Origin of the sequence: Kribbella sp. NPDC056345 (genome assembly GCF_042262745.1) — a bacterium.
Lineage (GTDB): Bacteria > Actinomycetota > Actinomycetes > Propionibacteriales > Kribbellaceae > Kribbella.
The window spans coordinates 1,115,487-1,133,349 of the sequence record NZ_JBHJQQ010000001.1 but is presented as its reverse complement, the minus strand read 5'-3'; the positions used below and the strand labels follow the sequence as shown (position 1 = coordinate 1,133,349).

Here is a 17,863-nt window from a genome sequence, read left to right as displayed (position 1 = left end):
CTGGGGGATCGATGCAAGGTGTTCGTCCGGCCGCGGCACAGTACGGAATCCTGGGGCCGCTCGTCGTCCGGCGGCGGGGGAGCCGTGTCGAGGTGGAAGGTTCACAACGGCAACGGGTGCTCGCGCTGTTGCTGTTGCATCCCAACACACCGGTAGATGTCAGCAGGCTCATCGAGGCCGGACCACTCGACGGTCCTGAACAGTTGCAGGTCCTGCTCGAGGAGCTGCGCGATCTCGTCGACCCGCATCGACTGCCGGGCGTCGACGGTGCCCTCATCGAGCTCAGCGACGGCAGGCCCATGCTCTGCCTGGAGCGAGCGGAGCTGGACCTCTTCCGGTTCGAGGACAGGCTGGCCGAAGCCCGCAAGCTGCGTGACCGCGACCAGCGGGAACAGTCGGCGGAGGCCTATCGGGCCGCGCTGGCCAACTGGCGTGGAGAGCCGCTGGCCGGTCTGCACGGGCCGCTGTTCGACAGAGCCCGCCACTGGCTCGACGGGGTGCGGATCGCTGCGCTCGAGGACATGTACGAGGTCGAGCTGGCCGCCGGGCGGCATGAGGAGGTGTTGCCTGAGCTGTCCGCGCTGACCGCTCAGTACCCGCTGCGGGAGCGGATCAGGGCCGCGCTGATGGTCGCTCTGTACCGCGTTGGCCGCCAGCCGCAGGCCTTGACGGAGTACGACGACTACCGGACGAGGCTGGATTCAGCCCACCAGGCCCTGCCGTCGCTCGCGCTCAAAGCCCTCTGGGCACGGATGGTCAACTTCGACCCGCTGCTGATGCTGCCTGTCGCAGCCACGGACCTGCAACGTGCGCCCCGGCCGGAGCCTCCGGTCCGGCAGCCGGAGGTGGTCGCCCGGGCGGTGCTCGCTGCGCTCCTGCCGGTCATCACCTGCGGCATCGGCGGGTCCGTTGCCTTCGTGGCCCTGGCGATTACTCGGCGCAGATGGTCGCTGCTGCTCGCCGCTGCCGTCTACGCCGTCCCCGGCGTTCTGTACGTCTCTTCTGACTCGACTGGCGCCTTCCTGCTCTCCAGTCCGCTGATCCTGGTATCGATCGGGCACTTGCTGGCCACCCTGCTCGCGCCACATCGCCGGTGGTGGCCGCGGACCTGGTGGCCGTACCGCGAACGAACCAGAGCAGCCGCACGGATCCGGGAGGGCTGGCGCCGGTACGCGAACTACGACGCAGAGGCGGTACGGCGAGCAGGTGTCGGCCGGCCGGATCTCAGGCTCGGAACGGACGACGGCGGACTGGTCGAGCTGAACGGCGCCCCGGCCGAGGTGCTCGCCACCCTGCCGGGTGTTACGCCGGAAGTGGCCGCGCGGATCCTGCAGCAACGGCTCTGGCCGCCGTTGACGAGGGTCGAGGAACTCGAGACTCGCGGCATCCTGACCGTCACCGACGATCTGCGCGATCGGGTGCTGATCCTGCCGCCGCAGAATTCTGTCGGTGGGGCCAGGCAGAATCCCATGCCATGAATACCCAGGTGATGTCGACGGCCCAGGCGAGGCGGGTGGCGTTGGCTGCCCAGGGGTTCATGGACCCGCGGCCGAAGGGTGTTCCCGACGCGCGAGCGCTCAGCCGGGTGCTGGGCCGGATCGGGCTGCTGCAGATCGACTCGGTGAACGTGTTGAGCCGCGCGCAGTACCTGCCGCTGTACTCGCGGCTCGGGCCGTATCCGCGGACCCTGCTCGACAAGGCATCGGGGAAGGCACCGCGGCGACTGGTGGAGTACTGGGCGCACGAGGCGTCGCTGATCCCGGTCGAGACGCACCCGTTGATGCGGTGGCGGATGGACCGGGCTGCCCTGGAGGCCTGGGGTGGGCCGCGGTCGATCGCCAAGGAGCGACCGGATCTGGTCAAGCAGGTGCTGGCCGATGTCCGGGAGCACGGTCCGCTGACGGCGCGGCAGATCGACGACGACGTGGAGCGGTCCAAGGAGAACTGGGGCTGGAACTGGTCGGACGTGAAGCGAGCGCTGGAGTTCTTGTTCTTCGCCGGCGAGGTCACGGTGGCTCGGCGGAACCAGCAGTTCGAGCGGGAGTACGACGTACCGGAGCGGGTGCTGCCGCAGGCAGTGCTCGAAACCCCGACACCGACCCTGGACGAGGCGCACCGCGGGTTGGTGTCGATCGCAGCTCGGGCGCACGGGGTAGCGACCGCTCAGTGCCTGAAGGACTACTTCCGTACGTCGCCTGCTCCGACCGCGCAGGCGATCGCGGAGTTGGTGGAGGAGGGGGAGCTGCTGCCGGTCCAGATCGACGGATGGAAGCGCCCGGCGTACCTGCACCGGGATGCGCGGCTGCCGCGGCGGGTGAACACGCGGGCCCTGGTCAGCCCGTTCGACTCGCTCGTGTTCGAGCGGACCCGCGGGGAGGTCCTGTTCGACTTCCGCTACCGCATCGAGATCTACGTCCCGGCCGAGAAACGCATCCACGGGTACTACGTGCTGCCGTTCCTGCTCGGCGACAAACTGGTGGCTCGGGTCGACCTGAAGGCGGACCGGGCGGGCGGCGTACTGCTGGTCCAGTCAGCCCACGCGGAGCCCAAGGCGCCGCCCGAGACCGCTGAGGAGCTGGCTGCCGAGCTGGTCCAGCTGGCCGGCTGGCTGGGGCTGGACCAGGTCCGGGTGGCCGGTGGCGGTGACCTTTCGCCAGCGCTCAGTGACGCCCTGCGAGGTTCTTGACGGGGCAACGGGAACTTTCGGGCACGCCTGAGCGTGGGTGTGTTACGGGCGAGGGCACGCTGCGGGCGTGGCTTGGCACACCTGGCCCCGTACGATGGGGGGCGCACGCCGTTCCAGTGGGCCGGCTGTGCCCGTCGGCATCGGCCGCATCCAGGCGACAGCAGCAAGGAGAGAACTCCCCACCATGAAGGTGATCGACAAGGTCCTGCGGATCGGCGAAGGCAAGATCCTGCGTCAGCTCCAGGGCATCGCGAAAGTGGTCAACTCCATCGAGGACGACTTCGTCGGGATGACCGACGAGGAGTTGCGGGGCCAGACCGCGGAGTTCAAGGAACGCCACAGCAACGGCGAGTCGCTGGACGCGCTGCTCCCGGAGGCCTTCGCCGTGGTCCGGGAGGCCGCCAAGCGGACCCTGCACCAGCGTCACTACGACGTCCAGATCATGGGTGGCGCGGCGCTGCACCTGGGCAACATCGCCGAGATGAAGACCGGTGAGGGCAAGACCCTGGTCGGTACCCTGCCGACGTACCTGAACGCACTGTCCGGCAAGGGCGTGCACGTGGTCACGGTGAACGACTACCTGGCCAAGTTCCAGGCGGAGTGGATGGGCCGGGTGTACCACTTCCTCGGCCTCGACTACGGCGTGATCCTGCCGGACATGTCCCCGGCCGAGCGCCGGGTGTCCTACTCCAAGGACATCACCTACGGCACGAACAACGAGTTCGGCTTCGACTACCTGCGCGACAACATGGCCTCCAGTATCGAGGACTGCGTCCAGCGCGAGCACAACTACGCGATCGTGGACGAGGTGGACTCGATCCTGGTCGACGAGGCCCGGACCCCGCTGATCATCTCCGGACCGGCCGAGGACTCCCAGCGCTGGTACGTCGAGATGGCCAAGATCGCCACCGTGCTGAAGCCGCGGATCGCCGACGACAAGGTCCCCGAGGAGCAGCGCCCGGTCGCCGACTACGAGGTCGACGAGAAGAAGCGCACCGTGGCCATCCTCGAGCGCGGCATCGAGAAGGTCGAGGACCGGCTCGGGATCGACAACCTGTACGAGTCGGCCAACACCCCGCTGATCAGCTACCTGAACAACGCGCTGAAGGCCAAGGACCTGTTCCGCAAGGACAAGGACTACGTGGTCGTCGACAACGAGGTGCTGATCGTCGACGAGCACACCGGCCGGACGCTGCACGGCCGCCGCTACAACGAGGGACTCCACCAGGCGATCGAGGCCAAGGAAGGCGTCGAGATCAAGGAGGAGTACCAGACCCTCGCGACGATCACCCTGCAGAACTACTTCCGCCTGTACAGCAAGCTGGCCGGTATGACCGGTACGGCGATGACCGAGGCGGCCGAGTTCTCCAAGGTCTACGGTCTCGGCGTGGTGCCGATCCCGACCAACAAGCCGATGATCCGGGTCGAGGAGCGGGACCTGATCTACCGCACCGAGGACGCCAAGTTCGACGCGGTGGTCAAGGACATCGTCGAGGTGCACGCGACCGGGCAGCCGATCCTGGTCGGTACGACCAGCGTCGAGAAGTCCGAGCGGCTGTCCGCGCAGCTCCGCAAGGAGAACATCGCGCACGAGGTGCTGAACGCGAAGCAGCACGCGCGGGAGGCCGCGATCGTCGCCGAGGCCGGGCGCAAGGGCGCGGTCACGGTGGCCACCAACATGGCCGGTCGTGGTACGGACATCATCCTCGGCGGTAACCCCGAGCACCTGGCCGACAAGGACCTGCGGTCCCGCGGGATCGACCCGGCCGAGTTCCCGGAGCAGTACGAGGCGGAGTACCCGGCCGTCCTCGAGCGGTTCGAGAAGCAGGTCAAGGACGAGCAGGTCGAGGTCCGCGAGGCCGGCGGCCTGTACGTGCTGGGCACCGAGCGGCACGAGTCCCGCCGGATCGACAACCAGCTGCGCGGTCGCGCCGGCCGTCAGGGCGACCCGGGCAAGTCCCGGTTCTACCTGTCCCTCGAGGACGACCTGATGCGCCTGTTCAAGCGCGAGATGGTCGACTGGGCGATGTCGCGCAACGACGACGACACCCAGCCGCTGGAGAACAAGATCGTCACCAAGGCGATCGCGTCGGCCCAGTCCCAGGTCGAGTCGCAGAACTTCGAGACCCGGAAGAACATCCTCAAGTACGACGACGTGATGAACCGTCAGCGGCACGTCGTGTACGACGAGCGCCGCCGGGTGCTCGAGGGCGCGAACCTGCGCGAGCAGGTGTCGGACATGCTCGAGGAGACCGTCACCGGTTACGTCCAGGGCGCGACCGCCGACGGTTTCGCCGAGGACTGGGACCTGGACGCCCTGTTCACCGCGATGAAGACGCTGTACTCGACCGAGCTGACCGAAGAGATCCTGGTCGAGGAGGCCGGCGGCGAGCGGTCCGGCCTGACCTCGGACTTCCTGGTCGAGCGCTTCATCGCCGACGCCCAGGAGGCCTACGAGCGGCGCGAGCAGCTGCTGGGCGAGGACGCGATGCGCGAGCTCGAGCGCCGGGTCGTGCTGAGCGTGCTGGACCGCAAGTGGCGCGAGCACCTCTACGAGATGGACTACCTGCGCGAGGGCATCGGCCTGCGCGCGATGGCGCAGCGCGACCCGCTGGTCGAGTACCAGCGCGAGGGCTACGACATGTTCGCCACCATGATGGAGTCGATCAAGGAAGAGTCGGTCGCCTTCATCTTCAACGTCGAGGTCGACATCGAGGCCATGCAGGCCGAGATGGCCGCCGCCGCCCAGGCGGAAGCGGCCGGCGTCAACCTGGACCTGGACGGTGTGGGCCTCGAAGGCCGCCGGGTCGAGGACATCCTCACCCCCGGCGCCCCCGTCGCCGAGTTCCCCGGCCGCGTCCAGGACGAGGTGCGCCCCCGCGACACCCCGCGCCTGCGGGCCAAGGGCCTCACCGGCGACAAGAAGCCCCAACGCCTCACCTACTCGGCCCCCACCATCGACGGCGACGACGAGGTCTCGGTCATGGGCGACGCCGTAGACGAGGGCGCCCTCCTCTACGCCGGCACCCCCCGCAACGTCGCCTGCCCCTGCGGCTCCGGCAAGAAGTACAAGCGCTGCCACGGCGACCCCACCTCAGACGCCTACAAGTTCTGACGCACGACACCAAGGCCGGTCCTTCGGGACCGGCCTTTGGCATGCCCCCGCTCCGGGCGCGCGCGCCCCTCCGTCGCGTGCACGCGGCTCGCCTGTACCGGGTTGCGAGGGCAGGGCCGCCGGGGAGCGGCGGCCCGGGTCCGCTCGCCGTGGTGTGGACCGGCAAGCTCAGCGTGACTAGGCGGACCTGCAGTACTCCACAATTGCGGTTTGGCCGGTGCGGTCAGGCGTGAGGGCTCTCGCCGGGAGCAATTGTGGAGCGCTGGCGGTCCGCACGCCGCCCGGTGCAGCCGAGCCCGTCCAGCCGAGCCGCACGCCGCGCGCCACCCGCCGGTGCAGCCGAGCCGCACGCCGCGAGTCCAGCGCCGCCCACCCGCCGGTGCAGCCGAGCCGCACGCCCCGCCCGCAACTACGCCAGCCCCGGTCTGGCTCACCGGCTCGGACCCGTCCCGCTCACCGCGGTGCAGCAAGCCGCGTGCACGCGACGAAGGAGCGGGCTTAGCGGCGGCGGTGGCGAATGAACGGCACCCCGCAACTGCTCTCGCAAGGAAGCGGCGGCAGCCGCGTGGAAGGGGTGGGTGGGGCGAACGGGCGGAGCACGCGACGAAGGAGCGCGCGTGCCCGGAGCGGGGGGCATAGGCGGGGTGCGGTGTGGGATATGGCGGTTGGGGTGGGGAGTGTGGTGTGTTGGGGGTATGTGGCTGGAGGAGAGGTTTGGGGTGACGGTTCCCGTGGTGGGGGCGCCGATGGCTAATGTGAGTGGGGGCAGGCTGACTGCGGCGATCTCGGCTGCTGGGGGACTGGGGATGTTGGGGGCCGGGTCGGCGGTGAGTGCTGAGTGGATCCGGACCGAGGGTGCGGTCGCGGCAGCCGGCGGCAGGCCGTATGGGGTTGGGTTGATGGCCTGGTCGGTGAAGGAGCGGCCGGAGCATTTGGAGGCTGTGCTGGAGTTGAAGCCGGCGCTCGTCTCGCTCAGCTTCGGAGACTACGGTCAGTACGTCGAACCTCTGCAGCAGCAGGGGATTGTCGTTGCCACGCAGGCCGGTACCGTCGCGGACGCCCGCGAGGCGATCGACGCCGGTGTGGATGTCATCGTCGCCCGTGGTGCCGAGGCCGGCGGACACGGGCGCAACGCGGTCGGAACGCTCCCCCTCCTCCAGGCGATCCTCGAGCTGACAGACCTCCCCGTGCTAGCCGGTGGCGGGATCTCCGGGCCGCGCGGGCTGGCCGCCGTACTGGCTGCTGGTGCAGCGGGCGGTTGGATCGGTACGGCGTTCCTCACCTGCGTCGAGGGTTTGACCACCGACCCCATAGCCCAGCGGGTGATCGAGGCGGACGAGACCGACACCGTCTACGGCACGGTCTTCGACGCGGCGTCACGCGCCGGTTGGCCCGATGAGTTCGGCGGCCGGGCCCTGCGGAACGCCTACTTCGATCAGTGGGAAGGCCGCGAGCAGGAGCTCAAGACCGACGACGCCGGTCACACCCAGTACGTCGAGGGAACGAAGGCAAAGGACGTCACCAAAGCCTCGATCTACGCCGGTCAAGGCGTCGGTGCGATCACCGGCAGGCCCACGGCCGCCGAGGTTCTCGACGGCTTCGCGGGCTACCGGGACTATCTGAGGGCCGCTCTCAACGGCGGCGCCAAGTAGTTGCGGTGGGCATCGACCAGTTCGTCGCACAACGCCCAGATCTGCTCAACGGGTAGGGCTGCCGCGGTCGCCGGGTCGGCCATCACTGCCTGCCGGATCGACCGCGGGTCCTCCTCGATCGCCGCCCGCACCACCAGCTCGGCGACGTTCAGATATCCCTTGTTCAAACCAGCCAGCTGAGCAGGCAGCGCCCCGACCGCGGTTGGCTGCACCCCCAGACCGTCAACCAGGCAAGGAACCTCGACCACCGAACCGCTCGGCAGGTTGCTGATTAGACCAGTGTTCGGCACGTTCCCGTAGATCGTCCGCGGCGTCCCGGTGACCATGCTGTGGATGATCTGCGGCGCGTACTCCATCGTCCCCTCGACCGGCACCGGCTCCCCGGCCTTCAGCGCATCCCGAGTCCGCTCGTACGACGCCAGGTTCTCCTCGACGATCCCGAGATAAGCCCCGACCGGCAGCCGCAGCCGCGAAATCTCCGACGAATGCTGGAGGTACCACGGCACGTACTCCGACGAATGCTCACTCGTCTCGGTCGGATAGAACCCGAGCCGCCGGTACATGTCCACCCGCACCCGCCGCCGCAGCTCCGGATCCGCATCGATGACTTCGTCCAGCCGGTCGTACAGATTCACGCCATCCCGCTCGAACCGCAGCACCCAGGCCTGATGGTTCACCCCCGCCGCGAGGTAGTTCACCTCATCCAGCGGTACGCCGACCAGCGCGGACAGGTCATGCATCGTCCAGTAGACCGAGTGGCACAGGCCGACAACCTTCTGCAGCCCGAGCGCATGCAGGTACCAGACGTTCATCGCCATCGGATTGGTGTAGTTCAGCAGCCACGCGTCCGGGCAGACCTCGGCGATATCCGTGGCCAGCTCACGAAGCACCGGGAACGTCCGCAGCGCCCGGAACACCCCACCGACCCCGAGTGTGTCCCCGATCGTCTGCCGAACGCCGTACCGGGCCGGGATCTCGAAATCGATCCGGGTGGCCGCGTTCATCCCGACCTGGACGATGTTGATCACGAAGTCCGCGCCGTCCAAAGCGGCCCGCCGATCCAGATGCGCGGTGATCCGCGGTGTCACGCCACGCGTCGAGGCGATGTACGACGCCGCCCCGGCCGCCGTGTCGAGTCGCTCCGGATCGATGTCGTGCAAGGCGATGTGCACCGGCCCGAGGTCCAACGCGAACAGATCCGCCAGCAGCCCCTGCGTGAACACGACGCTGCCCGCACCGATAAAGACAATCTTGGTCGTCATACGCTCCCCAGCGCTAGATCCCAGTCGGCCTGGGCAGCGGTGCCCCCAGCAGCACGAGTCGACAGCGAGCCGCACGCGGCCGCGATCGTCAGCGCCCGCTCACGCCCGAACCCGTTCAGCCGGGCAGTGACGAAGCCGGCATCGAAACTGTCCCCAGCCCCGACCGCGTCGACGAACGGGACCTGCAACGCCGGAGCCTTCAGCACCTTGGCCCCGTCGTGCGCCAGCGCGCCGGAGGCGCCGTCCTTCACCACCACCAGCGGACCGCGCCGAGCCAAGATCCCAGCCGCCTCCCTGGTCGACGGATGTCCGGTGAGCTGCTGTGCCTCACTAGCGTTCGGCAGGAAGTAGTCGGTGACGCGCAACACCGGGTCGAGGACCATCCGGTCCCAGCGTTCGGACGGGTCGTCGTTCGGATCCAGCGAAGTGGTCGCCTTCGCAGCCTTGGCCTCCTTGAACAACCCCGCGAGGCCAGCCGCCAGCTCGGGCATCAGATAGAACGACGACGCGTGCACGTGCCGCACCGATCGCAGCAGAGCAGTCGGTACGTCGTTCGCCGTGGTGGCCGGCAGGCACCCGGGGGAGGTGATCATCGCGCGGTCGTCGCCCGACGTCAGGACCGTGGTGAGTGCCGTCGGCAACGAAGGGTCCACGATCATCGCCGACACATCCACCCCGCGCCCGGCGAGCGCCGTACGGACGAAGTCGCCGGCCGCATCGGCGCCGACCCGGCCGACGAAGGCGACGCGCAGCCCCAGTCGGGCCGCGCCACACGCCATGATCGCGGCCGAGCCGCCGAGCAGCAGTGCGCCATGGGGAACGAGCCGTTCCCGTTGGCCGAAGAGGATCGGCTGGTCGACGGGCCCGACAACCACATCGGGATTCGCGTCGCCGATCACTAACAAGTCATATGTCATGAGGGATTAGCCTTTGAGTCCGGTTGAGGCCAGCGAGCGGATGAACGCCTTCTGGGCCAGCAGAAACCCGAGCAGGACCGGCAGCACCGTGATGACGTTGCCCGCCATCACCGCCGCCCACTGGGTGTGGTGCTGGCCTTGGAAGGTGGTCAGTCCGAGCTGGAGGGTGTAGTTGGTATCGGTGTTGATCGCGATCAGTGGCCAGGTCAAGTCGTTCCAGGTGGCCAGGAAGGTCAGGACGGCGACCGTGCTCAGCGCCGGCCGAGCCAGCGGCAGCACGATCGACACCAGGATCCGGAGCCGCCCGCAGCCGTCGATCACGGCCGCCTCCTCGAGCTCCCGCGGAAGGCTGACGAAGAACTGCCGGAACAGGAACACCGCCAGCGGCGTCACCAGCGACGGCACGATCAGCGCGCCGAGGGTGTCGATCAGTCCCAGCCGCTTCATCACCAGGAACGTCGGGATCATCGTCAGCTGGAACGGGATCACCATCGTGGCCAGCATCATCCCGAGCACAACCTTCGACCCGGCGAACCGGATCCGCGCGAACGCGTACCCGCCAAGCGAACCGAGCACCAGGTTGGCCGTCACCGCGACCGCCGAAACGATCATCGAGTTCACGAACCAGCGCGGGAACAACGCGTTGCCGAGCACATACCGGTAACCGCCCAGATCGATCCGCGACGGGATGAGCGCAGGTGGAAACCGATTGATCTCCGCGTTGCTCATCACCGAGCTCAGCAGCAGCCACACCAACGGCAACGCGAACAACAACGCCAGCGGAGCAAGCACGAGATGCCAGGCGCTAGGTCGCTTCATCGGGCGGCCCGTCGCCGCGAGATCTGCAGAGCAATCCCGATCACCAGCAGGGCAACGGCCAGCGCGTACGCCGCGGCCGCGCTGTAGCCGGCGGTGAAGCTCTTGAACGCCTTCTCCCAGATGAAGTACACGATCACCGTCGTCGACCCGAGCGGCCCGCCCTTCGTGGTCACGAACACGAGGTCGAACAGCTGCAACGCGTTGATGGTCTGGAAGAGCAGCAGAAACACCGTGACCGGTGACAACGCCGGTACGACGACATGGCGCAGTACGGCGAATCGTCCCGCACCGTCGATCCGCGCAGCCTCGACCAGCTCGGCCGAAACCCCCTGCAGGCCCGCCAGATAGACGATCACGCAGAAGCCGGTGCCGCTCCACAACGAGATCACGACCAGCAGCGGAAGCGCCTGACCGGGATCGCTGAAGAAGCCCTGCGCGGGCAGTCCGAGCTTGTGCAGCAACGAATTCGCGACGCCGAACTCGGGGTCGAGCACGAAGGAGAACAGCACACCCTGCGCGGCCGCAGACACCACGAACGGTACGAAGACGAGTGTCCGGTAGAGCCCGATGAACTTGATCTTCCGGTCGAGGGCGATCGCGATCGCGAGCCCGCCGACCACGCTCAGCGGCACGTAGAGCACGGTGTAGAGCAGCGTGTGCTTGACCGCCGCGCCGAAGGTCGGGTCCTGCACCAGCGCCCTGTAGTTCTCCAGCCCGACCCACTCGCTCGGCGACACCAGATCGTTGACCTGGAACGAGAGCAGCAGCGACCACACCACCGGTACGACGCTGAGGCCGAGGATGAGCAACACCGACGGACTGACGAACGCCCACCCGGTCGCGCTCTCACTCCTGATCCGGCGCTTGGGCCTGGTGCGCGGATCGAGAGTGAACGTGCCGACGACGCTGGCCATCAGTTCGGCACTGCCAGTACGGCGTTCGCCTGGTCGACGGCCTGTTTGATCGCGTCGTCCGGGCTCTTCTTGCCGAGCAGGACCGAGACGATCGCCTCGCCGAGGAACTGCGAGATCTTCGGGTACCCCGTGATGGTCGGGCGGACCCGGGCCGAGTCCAATGCGTCCACGAAGACCTTCAGCCCGTTCGTCTCGGTCGCGTGCTTCGTCCACGCCGGGGTGGCCGCGGTCGCCTTGCTGAGCGGCAGGCTGCCGCCTTCGACATCCCACTTGATGTCCTGCTGCGGCTGGATCAGCCAGTTCACGAACTCGGTCGCCGCCTTCACCTTGGCCTTGCCGTTGTCGAAGACCGTCCAGGTGTCCGGCCCCGAGATCGTCACCGGCTTTCCGGAGTACGACGGGAGCGGGACCACGCCGTACTCGAGTCCCTTGTCGGCGATGTCGGGGAGCTGCCAAGGGCCGGTCGCGACCATGCCCATCCGGCCACCCAGGAACACCTGGTAGAGCTGCTCACTGCCGGGCTTCGGGTCGACGTACAAGGATTTGTCGGTACGCAGGCGTTCGAGCGTGCGGAGTGCCTGGGCGCCGACCTGATCGAAGGCAACCTTCTTGCCGTCCGAAGAGGCGACATCGCCGCCGAGGTCCCAGATCATCGGCCACAGCCGCCAGACCGTGTCCTCGTCGCCGACCCCCGGCCAGCCGGTACCGAAGACGCCCTTGGCCGGGTTGGTGAGCGCCTTCGCAGTACTGATGAAGTCGTCCCAGGTCCAGCCAGGCTTGGGCGCGGGCAGCCCGGCCGCGGCGAAGAGTTTCTTGTTGTAGACAAGGCAGAGTGAGTCGAGGAGAGCCGGAGCGGCGCGGATCTTGCCCTTGACCGTGACCGAGTCCCGCGCGGCCGGCCAGTAGTCGTCGAGGTGCAGAGCGCCGGACAGGTCGGCGATCTTCGGGCTGCGGGTCAGGCTGGCGAGGTCCGATCCGAAGATGTACGCGATATCCGGATAGGACCCCGCCGCCAGACCGGCGGTGACCTTCTGCAGCATGCTGTCCGCCGTGACCCCGCCGCCACCGCCGTTCACCCGGATCCCCGGATGGGTCCGGTTGAACTCGTTGATCAGGGCATCGATCGCGGCCTTGCCGGTGTCGACCTGGCCGTGCCAGAGCTCGACCTCGACGACACCGCCGGTGGCCTGGTCGTCGGTCTTCCCACACGCGGCAAGTGCACCGGTGGCGGTGACCGCCGCGGCAACGCGCAGGACTCCGCGGCGGGTCAGGACAGGGGCATGCTGAGACATAGCGGTCTCCAGAGACGGGGGAAAGGAGGTGGTGTCAGCAGGTCTTGCGGACGTAGCCGGCGGACCCCGGCGTCGAGACGTCCACATCGCGCTGAACGATCGTCAGCGTGCTGCCGAATCCGCTGCAGGCCTTCTGCCGGCCGGCGTTGGTGTACTCGATCACGATCACGTTGTGACCGAAGTAGTCGACGTAGTCGCCGCATTCGTCGTACTGACCGCACTCCTCGGCCACCGCGAAGTCGAGGCCGACCGACTGCCGGTCAGCGGCCAGTTCCACGGTGTTCTTCTGGGCGATCGCGAGGTTCTTGCTGTGCGCGTGCGTGGCCAGCAGCGTCAGGTAGGCCTTGGCCTGCGACTTCGTGAGCAGGTTCTGCGAGCGCTCGTAGCTGTCGTAGTTGTCCGGCTCGATCGCCTTGTACCCCTTGGAGGCACACTGGTCGATCCACCCGTTCACCTTGGCCGCGACCCGGGTGCGTTTGTCGGCCGTCCGCAGGTCGAGCAGCGGCTCGCTCCAGTCCTCGTCGATCACCAGGTTGCCCTGAGCATCCCGCAGCAGCAGGTCGGAGGCCCACGAGCCCTGCTCACCGGGCTGAACCTGGAACGCGTTGACGTAACAGATGTTGTAGAGCCCGGCAGCCGGAGCGGCAGTCCGGTCCCGAGTCACGACCTGAACCCCGGACGGCGGCGTGTAAGCGCCACCGATCTGGTAGTCGAACTTCGCATGGGTCGGCGGCAGCGTGGCAGCCGCCTCGGCTTCGGAGCCGAGGTCGAGGGCGGAGTAGACGGCAGTGGCCGCGAGGGCGGAGGCCAGACTGGCCAGGAGCACGCGGCGGATGACTGAACGAGGCTTGGACACGATTGCTCCATCGGTCCCGAGAACGCTACCCCGCCTCGGGCGAGCCACAGTCCTGGCTGCCCTGGCGCCTGAAAACCGGACTCCGGATCATCGATCCGCTACCGGCTGGGTGCGTCACTGCCGACCAGGTTAAGCCAGGGCGCGGCCGGGGCGTCAAGGTCCAACTGCAAACAAGTGCGCGGAAATGCCTCCAGATTGCGGTACTGCGCACCTCGGAGGAACCGCCGTGAACCCTTGACGCTGGCGTTTAAACCGGTTTAATGTCTCGTTAAACCGGTTCAAAGACTCCAAGTGAGGTCATTCGTGGGTAAAGCCAGGCCGACCATCGCCGATGTCGCGGCCCGCGCCGGGGTGTCGAAGGGATCGGTCTCGTTCGCGCTGAACGGCCGGCCCGGCCCGGCGCAGGCGACCGTCGACAAGATCCTCGCGGCCGCCGACGAGCTGGGCTGGCGGCCGAGCAGCCGGGCCCGGTCGCTGTCGGTCTCGAAGGCCTTCGCGCTCGGCCTGGTGATCACCCGGGACCCGGCCGTGCTGTCCTCGGACCCGTTCTTCCCGGCCTTCATCGCGGGGGTCGAGAGCGTGCTGTCGACCCGCGGGCAAGCTCTCGTCCTGCAGGTCGTCACCGGAGGGCCGGAGGAGGAAGCGGGATACCGGCGGCTCGCGCAGGACGGGCGGGTCGACGGTGTGATCCTGTCCGACCTGCGGCACGACGACCCGCGGATCGACCTGCTCGGTGAGCTGGGTCTGCCCGCGGTCACGCTGAACCGTCCGGACAGCGCATCGCCGTTCCCGGCCGTCGTACTGGACGACCGGCCTGGCACCGTGGCGGTGGTCCAGCATCTGCTGGAGCTCGGTCACACCCGCATCGCCCACGTGGCCGGACCCGAGGCGTTCGTGCACGCGACCGCCCGATCGGCCGCCCTGGTTGAGACCTTGGCTGCGGCCGGTCTGGAGCCGGTGGCGATCGAAGCTGGCGACTTCACTGCCGCGGGCGGGATCTCGGCGACTCGCCGGCTGCTCGCCCTACCGCAGCCGCCCACCGCGATCGTCTACGCGAACGATCGGATGGCGATCGCCGGTCTCGGAGCTGCGCAGGCAGCCGGGCTGACCGTCCCGGACGACCTGAGCATCGCGGGCTTCGACGACAGCGAGCTGTCCGAACACGTGCACCCGGGCCTGACCACCGTCCGCGCCGATCCGTTCCAGTTCGGGATCGCGGCCGCCCAAACACTCAACCAGGTCGTCGACGGTGACCTCGACGTACCCGATGTCGAGCTGCCTCCGGCACAACTCGTCATACGACGTTCCACCGCACCACCCCCTGAGTAGTCCCCTGGAGGACCCATGAAGCTGTACGCCGGAGCCCTGGCCCTTGTGCTGGCCAGTTCGCTCGTAGCCTGTGGTGGCAGCGGCGGCGCTGGTGACGCCGACGCCGCGGCCAAGGCCCGCGGACCGATCGACATCTGGTACTCGAACAACGCCGAAGAAGTGGCCTGGGGCAAGCAAATGGTCACGGCCTGGAACGCGGCGCACCCGGATCAGAAGGTGAACGCACAGGAGATTCCGGCCGGCAAGAGCTCCGAGGAGGTCATCGGTGCTTCGATCACCGCGGGGAATGCACCCTGCCTGATCTTCAACACCTCACCGGCCTCGGTCTCGCAGTTCCAGAAGCAGGGCGGCCTGGTGGCGCTGGACAGCTTCCCCGACGGCAAGCAGTACGTCGAGGACCGGTCCGGCGACATCGCGAAGCAGTACCAGTCGGCCGACGGCAAGTACTACCAGCTGCCGTGGAAGTCGAACCCGGTGATGATCTTCTACAACAAGAAGGTGTTCGCCAAGGCCGGTATCGACACCACCAAGCCACCACTGGCGACGTACGACGAATTCCTCGCCACTGCCCGCAAGGTGGTGGCCGCCAAGGCCGCGAAGGTCGCCATCTACCCGGCGCCGAGCAATGAGTTTTACCAGTCCTGGTTCGACTTCTACCCGTTCTTCGCAGCCGAGACGGGCGGCAAGCAGTTGGTTGCCGACGGCAAGGCCCAGTTCGCCTCGGACGAGGGTCAGAAGGTTGCCGCGTTCTGGCGGACGGTCTACGCCGACAAGCTGGCGTCGCAGGAGAAGTACACCGGTGACGCGTTCGTCGACGGTACCGCCGCGATGGCCGTGGTCGGTCCGTGGGCGATCGCGACGTACAAGGGCAAGGTCGACTGGGGCGTCGTACCGATCCCGACGTCGAGTGCCAAGCCGGCGAGCGAGATCCACACCTTCAGTGACGCCAAGAACGTCGCCATGTACTCGGCCTGCAAGAACCGGGGCACCGCCTGGGACGTGCTGAAGTTCGCCACCAGCCAGGAGCAGGACGGCAAGTTCCTGACCGCGACCGGCCAGATGCCGCTGCGCAAGGACGTCGCCGCGGCCTACCCGGACTACTTCGCCAAGAACCCGGACTACCAGGTCTTCGCCGACCAGGCCGCCCGCACGGTCGAGGTCCCGAACGTCCCCAACTCGATCACCATCTGGCAGACCTTCCGCGACGCCTACTCCAAGTCCGTGATCTTCGGCCAGGAAGACACCGGCACCGCGCTCGACGGCGCCGCCCAGAAGGTCGACGAGCTCGTCAAACAGTCATGAAACGGATCCTCGGCGAGCATCCGATCGGTACGGCGTTCGTCACGCCGTACGTGGTCTTCATCGGGGCCGTGTTCGCGTACCCGCTCGGGTTCGCCGTCTACATGTCCTTCCACGACTACTTCTTCGCGGCACCCGGTGCGATCGTGGACCGGCCGTTCGTCGGGTTCGACAACTACATTGCCGTGCTGTCGGATCCCGCCGTACGGCGTGCCTTCGGGAACGTGCTCGTGTTCCTGGTGATCAACGTGCCGCTGACCGTGATTCTGGCACTCGGATTGGCGACGGCGCTGAACGCGGCGATCCGGTGGCGGACGTTCTTCCGGGTCAGCTACTACGTGCCGTACGTGACTGCGAGTGTGGCTGTGGTCGGGGTGTGGCTGTTCCTGTTCAACTCGAACGGGCTCGTCAACTCGGTCCTCGGACCGCTCGCACCGGACCCGTCCTGGCTGGTGAACTCCGGGCTGGCGATGCCGACGGTGGCGGTCTACGTGACCTGGAAACAGCTAGGGTTCTTCATCCTGCTCTACCTGGCTGCCCTGCAGAACGTGTCCAAGGACCTGTACGAAGCCGCCTCCATGGACGGCGCCGGCCGGTGGAAGTCGTTCCGGAACGTGACGGTGCCAGGTGTGCGGCCGGCGACCACGCTGGTGGTCCTGCTGGCCACGGTGACCGGAGCGAACCTGTTCACCGAGCCGTATCTGCTGACCGGCGGAGGCGGTCCGGATGGTGCCTCGGCATCCCCGGTGCTGGTGATGTACCAGCGCGGGATCGAGCAGGGTAACCCGGACACCGCGTCCGCGATCGGAGTCCTGCTCGTGATCGGTGTGCTGCTGCTCGCGTTGATCGAACGCCGTTTCGTTGCGAGGGAGGACCGATGAAGAGACGCTTCGTCATCCTGCTGATCGGCTCCTTCGTTTTCCTGTTCCCCTTCTACTACATGCTGATCGGCAGCCTGCAGACCGAGCCGGACCCATCGGTGGGTGGGGCGTTCCCTTCGCTGGGGAATCTGACGCTGCACAACTACGCCGAAATCGACAAAGCGATCAACCTGGTCGGCTCACTGATCAACTCCGGCATCTTCACCGGCGGCGTGATTCTCGGGACCCTGATCTTCGGCGTACTGGCCGGGTATGCGCTGGCCCGGTTGCAGTTCCGCGGTCGCGGGCTGGTCTTCAACCTGATGTTACTGATCCAGGTGGTGCCGTTCCAGCTGCTGACGATTCCCCTGTACGTGTTGATCGTTCGCAGCTACGGACTCGCCGATTCCTACCTGGGTATGATCCTGCCGTTCCTGATCAACTCGACCGCGGTCTTCGTGTTCCGGCAGTACTTCCTGCAGTTGCCGGTCGAGCTGTTCGACGCCGCCCGGATCGACGGGGCATCCGAGCTCAACATCCTGTGGCGGGTCGCCGTACCGCTGGTTCGGCCGGCGTTGCTGACCGGGGTGCTGCTGACGTTCATCGGGCCGTGGAACGAATTCCTCTGGCCGTTCCTGATCACCAAACAGCAGGATCTGCAACCGCTCGCGGTCTCGCTGTCCAACTACCTGACCACGGTCGCATCGCGCGCTGCGAACCCGTTCGGCGCCGTACTGGCCGGGGCCTGCGTGCTGGCTGCACCGGCGGTGACGTTGTTCCTGATCTTCCAGCGCCGGTTCATCGCGTCGAACCTCGAGTCCGGCGTCAAGGGCTGATCTTTTCCTCCCCTGAAAGGCTTTCC

Annotated in this window: 14 protein-coding genes; 8 read left to right on the top strand and 6 right to left on the bottom strand. The window is 67.5% G+C overall.

Annotated features, from left to right (window positions below; translation table 11 throughout):
* Nucleotides 1-92 precede the first annotated feature (92 nt).
* The 4 genes from ACFCV3_RS05110 to ACFCV3_RS05095 all read left to right on the top strand — a co-directional run bounded on the left by ACFCV3_RS05110 (nucleotide 93) and on the right by ACFCV3_RS05095 (nucleotide 7,453).
* Entirely contained in the window at nucleotides 93-1,478 is a 1,386-nt protein-coding gene (locus tag ACFCV3_RS05110; RefSeq protein ID WP_376026221.1) for a BTAD domain-containing putative transcriptional regulator, read from the top strand.
* Entirely contained in the window at nucleotides 1,475-2,686 is a 1,212-nt protein-coding gene (locus ACFCV3_RS05105) for a winged helix-turn-helix domain-containing protein (protein WP_376026220.1), read from the top strand. The genes ACFCV3_RS05110 and ACFCV3_RS05105 overlap by 4 nt, the downstream gene beginning before the upstream one ends.
* 184 nt (nucleotides 2,687-2,870) lie before the next feature.
* Entirely contained in the window at nucleotides 2,871-5,801 is a 2,931-nt protein-coding gene (gene secA / locus ACFCV3_RS05100; protein WP_376026219.1) for a preprotein translocase subunit SecA, read from the top strand.
* Nucleotides 5,802-6,547: 746 nt separating this feature from the next.
* The gene (locus ACFCV3_RS05095) at nucleotides 6,548-7,453 is read left to right on the top strand and encodes an NAD(P)H-dependent flavin oxidoreductase (RefSeq protein WP_376026217.1); all 906 of its coding nucleotides are present in this window, start codon (nucleotides 6,548-6,550) and stop codon (nucleotides 7,451-7,453) included.
* Here ACFCV3_RS05095 and ACFCV3_RS05090 read toward each other — a convergent pair.
* From ACFCV3_RS05090 to ACFCV3_RS05065, 6 genes are read right to left on the bottom strand one after another with little or no spacing between them, the layout of a single operon-like run.
* Entirely contained in the window at nucleotides 7,417-8,715 is a 1,299-nt protein-coding gene (locus tag ACFCV3_RS05090) for an alpha-glucosidase/alpha-galactosidase (RefSeq protein ID WP_376026216.1), read from the bottom strand. The two genes, ACFCV3_RS05095 and ACFCV3_RS05090, sit on opposite strands and share 37 nt — an antisense overlap.
* Complete coding sequence (locus ACFCV3_RS05085; RefSeq protein WP_376026215.1) at nucleotides 8,712-9,632, bottom strand: carbohydrate kinase family protein; 921 nt, start codon at nucleotides 9,630-9,632, stop codon at nucleotides 8,712-8,714. The genes ACFCV3_RS05090 and ACFCV3_RS05085 overlap by 4 nt, the downstream gene beginning before the upstream one ends.
* 6 nt (nucleotides 9,633-9,638) lie before the next feature.
* Complete coding sequence (locus ACFCV3_RS05080; RefSeq protein WP_376026214.1) at nucleotides 9,639-10,451, bottom strand: carbohydrate ABC transporter permease; 813 nt, start codon at nucleotides 10,449-10,451, stop codon at nucleotides 9,639-9,641.
* Nucleotides 10,448-11,365 (bottom strand): carbohydrate ABC transporter permease, encoded by a 918-nt coding sequence (locus ACFCV3_RS05075; RefSeq protein WP_376026212.1) that lies wholly within the window; start codon nucleotides 11,363-11,365, stop codon nucleotides 10,448-10,450. The genes ACFCV3_RS05080 and ACFCV3_RS05075 overlap by 4 nt, the downstream gene beginning before the upstream one ends.
* Nucleotides 11,365-12,657: an ABC transporter substrate-binding protein gene (locus ACFCV3_RS05070; RefSeq protein WP_376026210.1), complete on the bottom strand. Its 1,293-nt coding sequence runs from the start codon at nucleotides 12,655-12,657 to the stop codon at nucleotides 11,365-11,367. Before ACFCV3_RS05070 ends, ACFCV3_RS05075 begins: the two co-directional genes overlap by 1 nt.
* 34 nt (nucleotides 12,658-12,691) lie before the next feature.
* Nucleotides 12,692-13,513, bottom strand: coding sequence for an endo alpha-1,4 polygalactosaminidase (locus tag ACFCV3_RS05065; protein WP_376026209.1), 822 nt, complete (start codon nucleotides 13,511-13,513; stop codon nucleotides 12,692-12,694).
* Between the two features lie 303 nt (nucleotides 13,514-13,816).
* Between ACFCV3_RS05065 and ACFCV3_RS05060 the strand changes: the two genes are divergently transcribed.
* Genes ACFCV3_RS05060 through ACFCV3_RS05045 form a run of 4 tightly spaced genes read left to right on the top strand, consistent with a single transcriptional unit; the run spans nucleotide 13,817 to nucleotide 17,837 of the window.
* On the top strand, nucleotides 13,817-14,842 hold the full coding sequence (locus ACFCV3_RS05060) for a LacI family DNA-binding transcriptional regulator (RefSeq protein ID WP_376026207.1): 1,026 nt from the start codon (nucleotides 13,817-13,819) through the stop codon (nucleotides 14,840-14,842).
* A gap of 15 nt (nucleotides 14,843-14,857) precedes the next feature.
* Entirely contained in the window at nucleotides 14,858-16,144 is a 1,287-nt protein-coding gene (locus ACFCV3_RS05055; protein WP_376026205.1) for an extracellular solute-binding protein, read from the top strand.
* Nucleotides 16,141-17,022 (top strand): carbohydrate ABC transporter permease, encoded by an 882-nt coding sequence (locus tag ACFCV3_RS05050; RefSeq protein WP_376026204.1) that lies wholly within the window; start codon nucleotides 16,141-16,143, stop codon nucleotides 17,020-17,022. Before ACFCV3_RS05055 ends, ACFCV3_RS05050 begins: the two co-directional genes overlap by 4 nt.
* On the top strand, nucleotides 17,019-17,837 hold the full coding sequence (locus ACFCV3_RS05045) for a carbohydrate ABC transporter permease (RefSeq protein WP_376026203.1): 819 nt from the start codon (nucleotides 17,019-17,021) through the stop codon (nucleotides 17,835-17,837). The genes ACFCV3_RS05050 and ACFCV3_RS05045 overlap by 4 nt, the downstream gene beginning before the upstream one ends.
* The last annotated feature ends 26 nt before the right edge of the window (nucleotides 17,838-17,863 follow it).

Coding starts and splice junctions, on each gene's coding strand:
- ACFCV3_RS05070 (WP_376026210.1), bottom strand. CDS start 12,657: ATGTCTCAGCATGCCCCTGTCCTGACCCGCCGCGGAGTCCTGCGCGTT.
- ACFCV3_RS05105 (WP_376026220.1), top strand. CDS start 1,475: ATGAATACCCAGGTGATGTCGACGGCCCAGGCGAGGCGGGTGGCGTTG.
- ACFCV3_RS05045 (WP_376026203.1), top strand. CDS start 17,019: ATGAAGAGACGCTTCGTCATCCTGCTGATCGGCTCCTTCGTTTTCCTG.
- ACFCV3_RS05075 (WP_376026212.1), bottom strand. CDS start 11,365: ATGGCCAGCGTCGTCGGCACGTTCACTCTCGATCCGCGCACCAGGCCC.
- secA (WP_376026219.1), top strand. CDS start 2,871: ATGAAGGTGATCGACAAGGTCCTGCGGATCGGCGAAGGCAAGATCCTG.
- ACFCV3_RS05085 (WP_376026215.1), bottom strand. CDS start 9,632: ATGACATATGACTTGTTAGTGATCGGCGACGCGAATCCCGATGTGGTT.
- ACFCV3_RS05080 (WP_376026214.1), bottom strand. CDS start 10,451: ATGAAGCGACCTAGCGCCTGGCATCTCGTGCTTGCTCCGCTGGCGTTG.
- ACFCV3_RS05095 (WP_376026217.1), top strand. CDS start 6,548: ATGGCTAATGTGAGTGGGGGCAGGCTGACTGCGGCGATCTCGGCTGCT.
- ACFCV3_RS05090 (WP_376026216.1), bottom strand. CDS start 8,715: ATGACGACCAAGATTGTCTTTATCGGTGCGGGCAGCGTCGTGTTCACG.
- ACFCV3_RS05050 (WP_376026204.1), top strand. CDS start 16,141: ATGAAACGGATCCTCGGCGAGCATCCGATCGGTACGGCGTTCGTCACG.
- ACFCV3_RS05055 (WP_376026205.1), top strand. CDS start 14,858: ATGAAGCTGTACGCCGGAGCCCTGGCCCTTGTGCTGGCCAGTTCGCTC.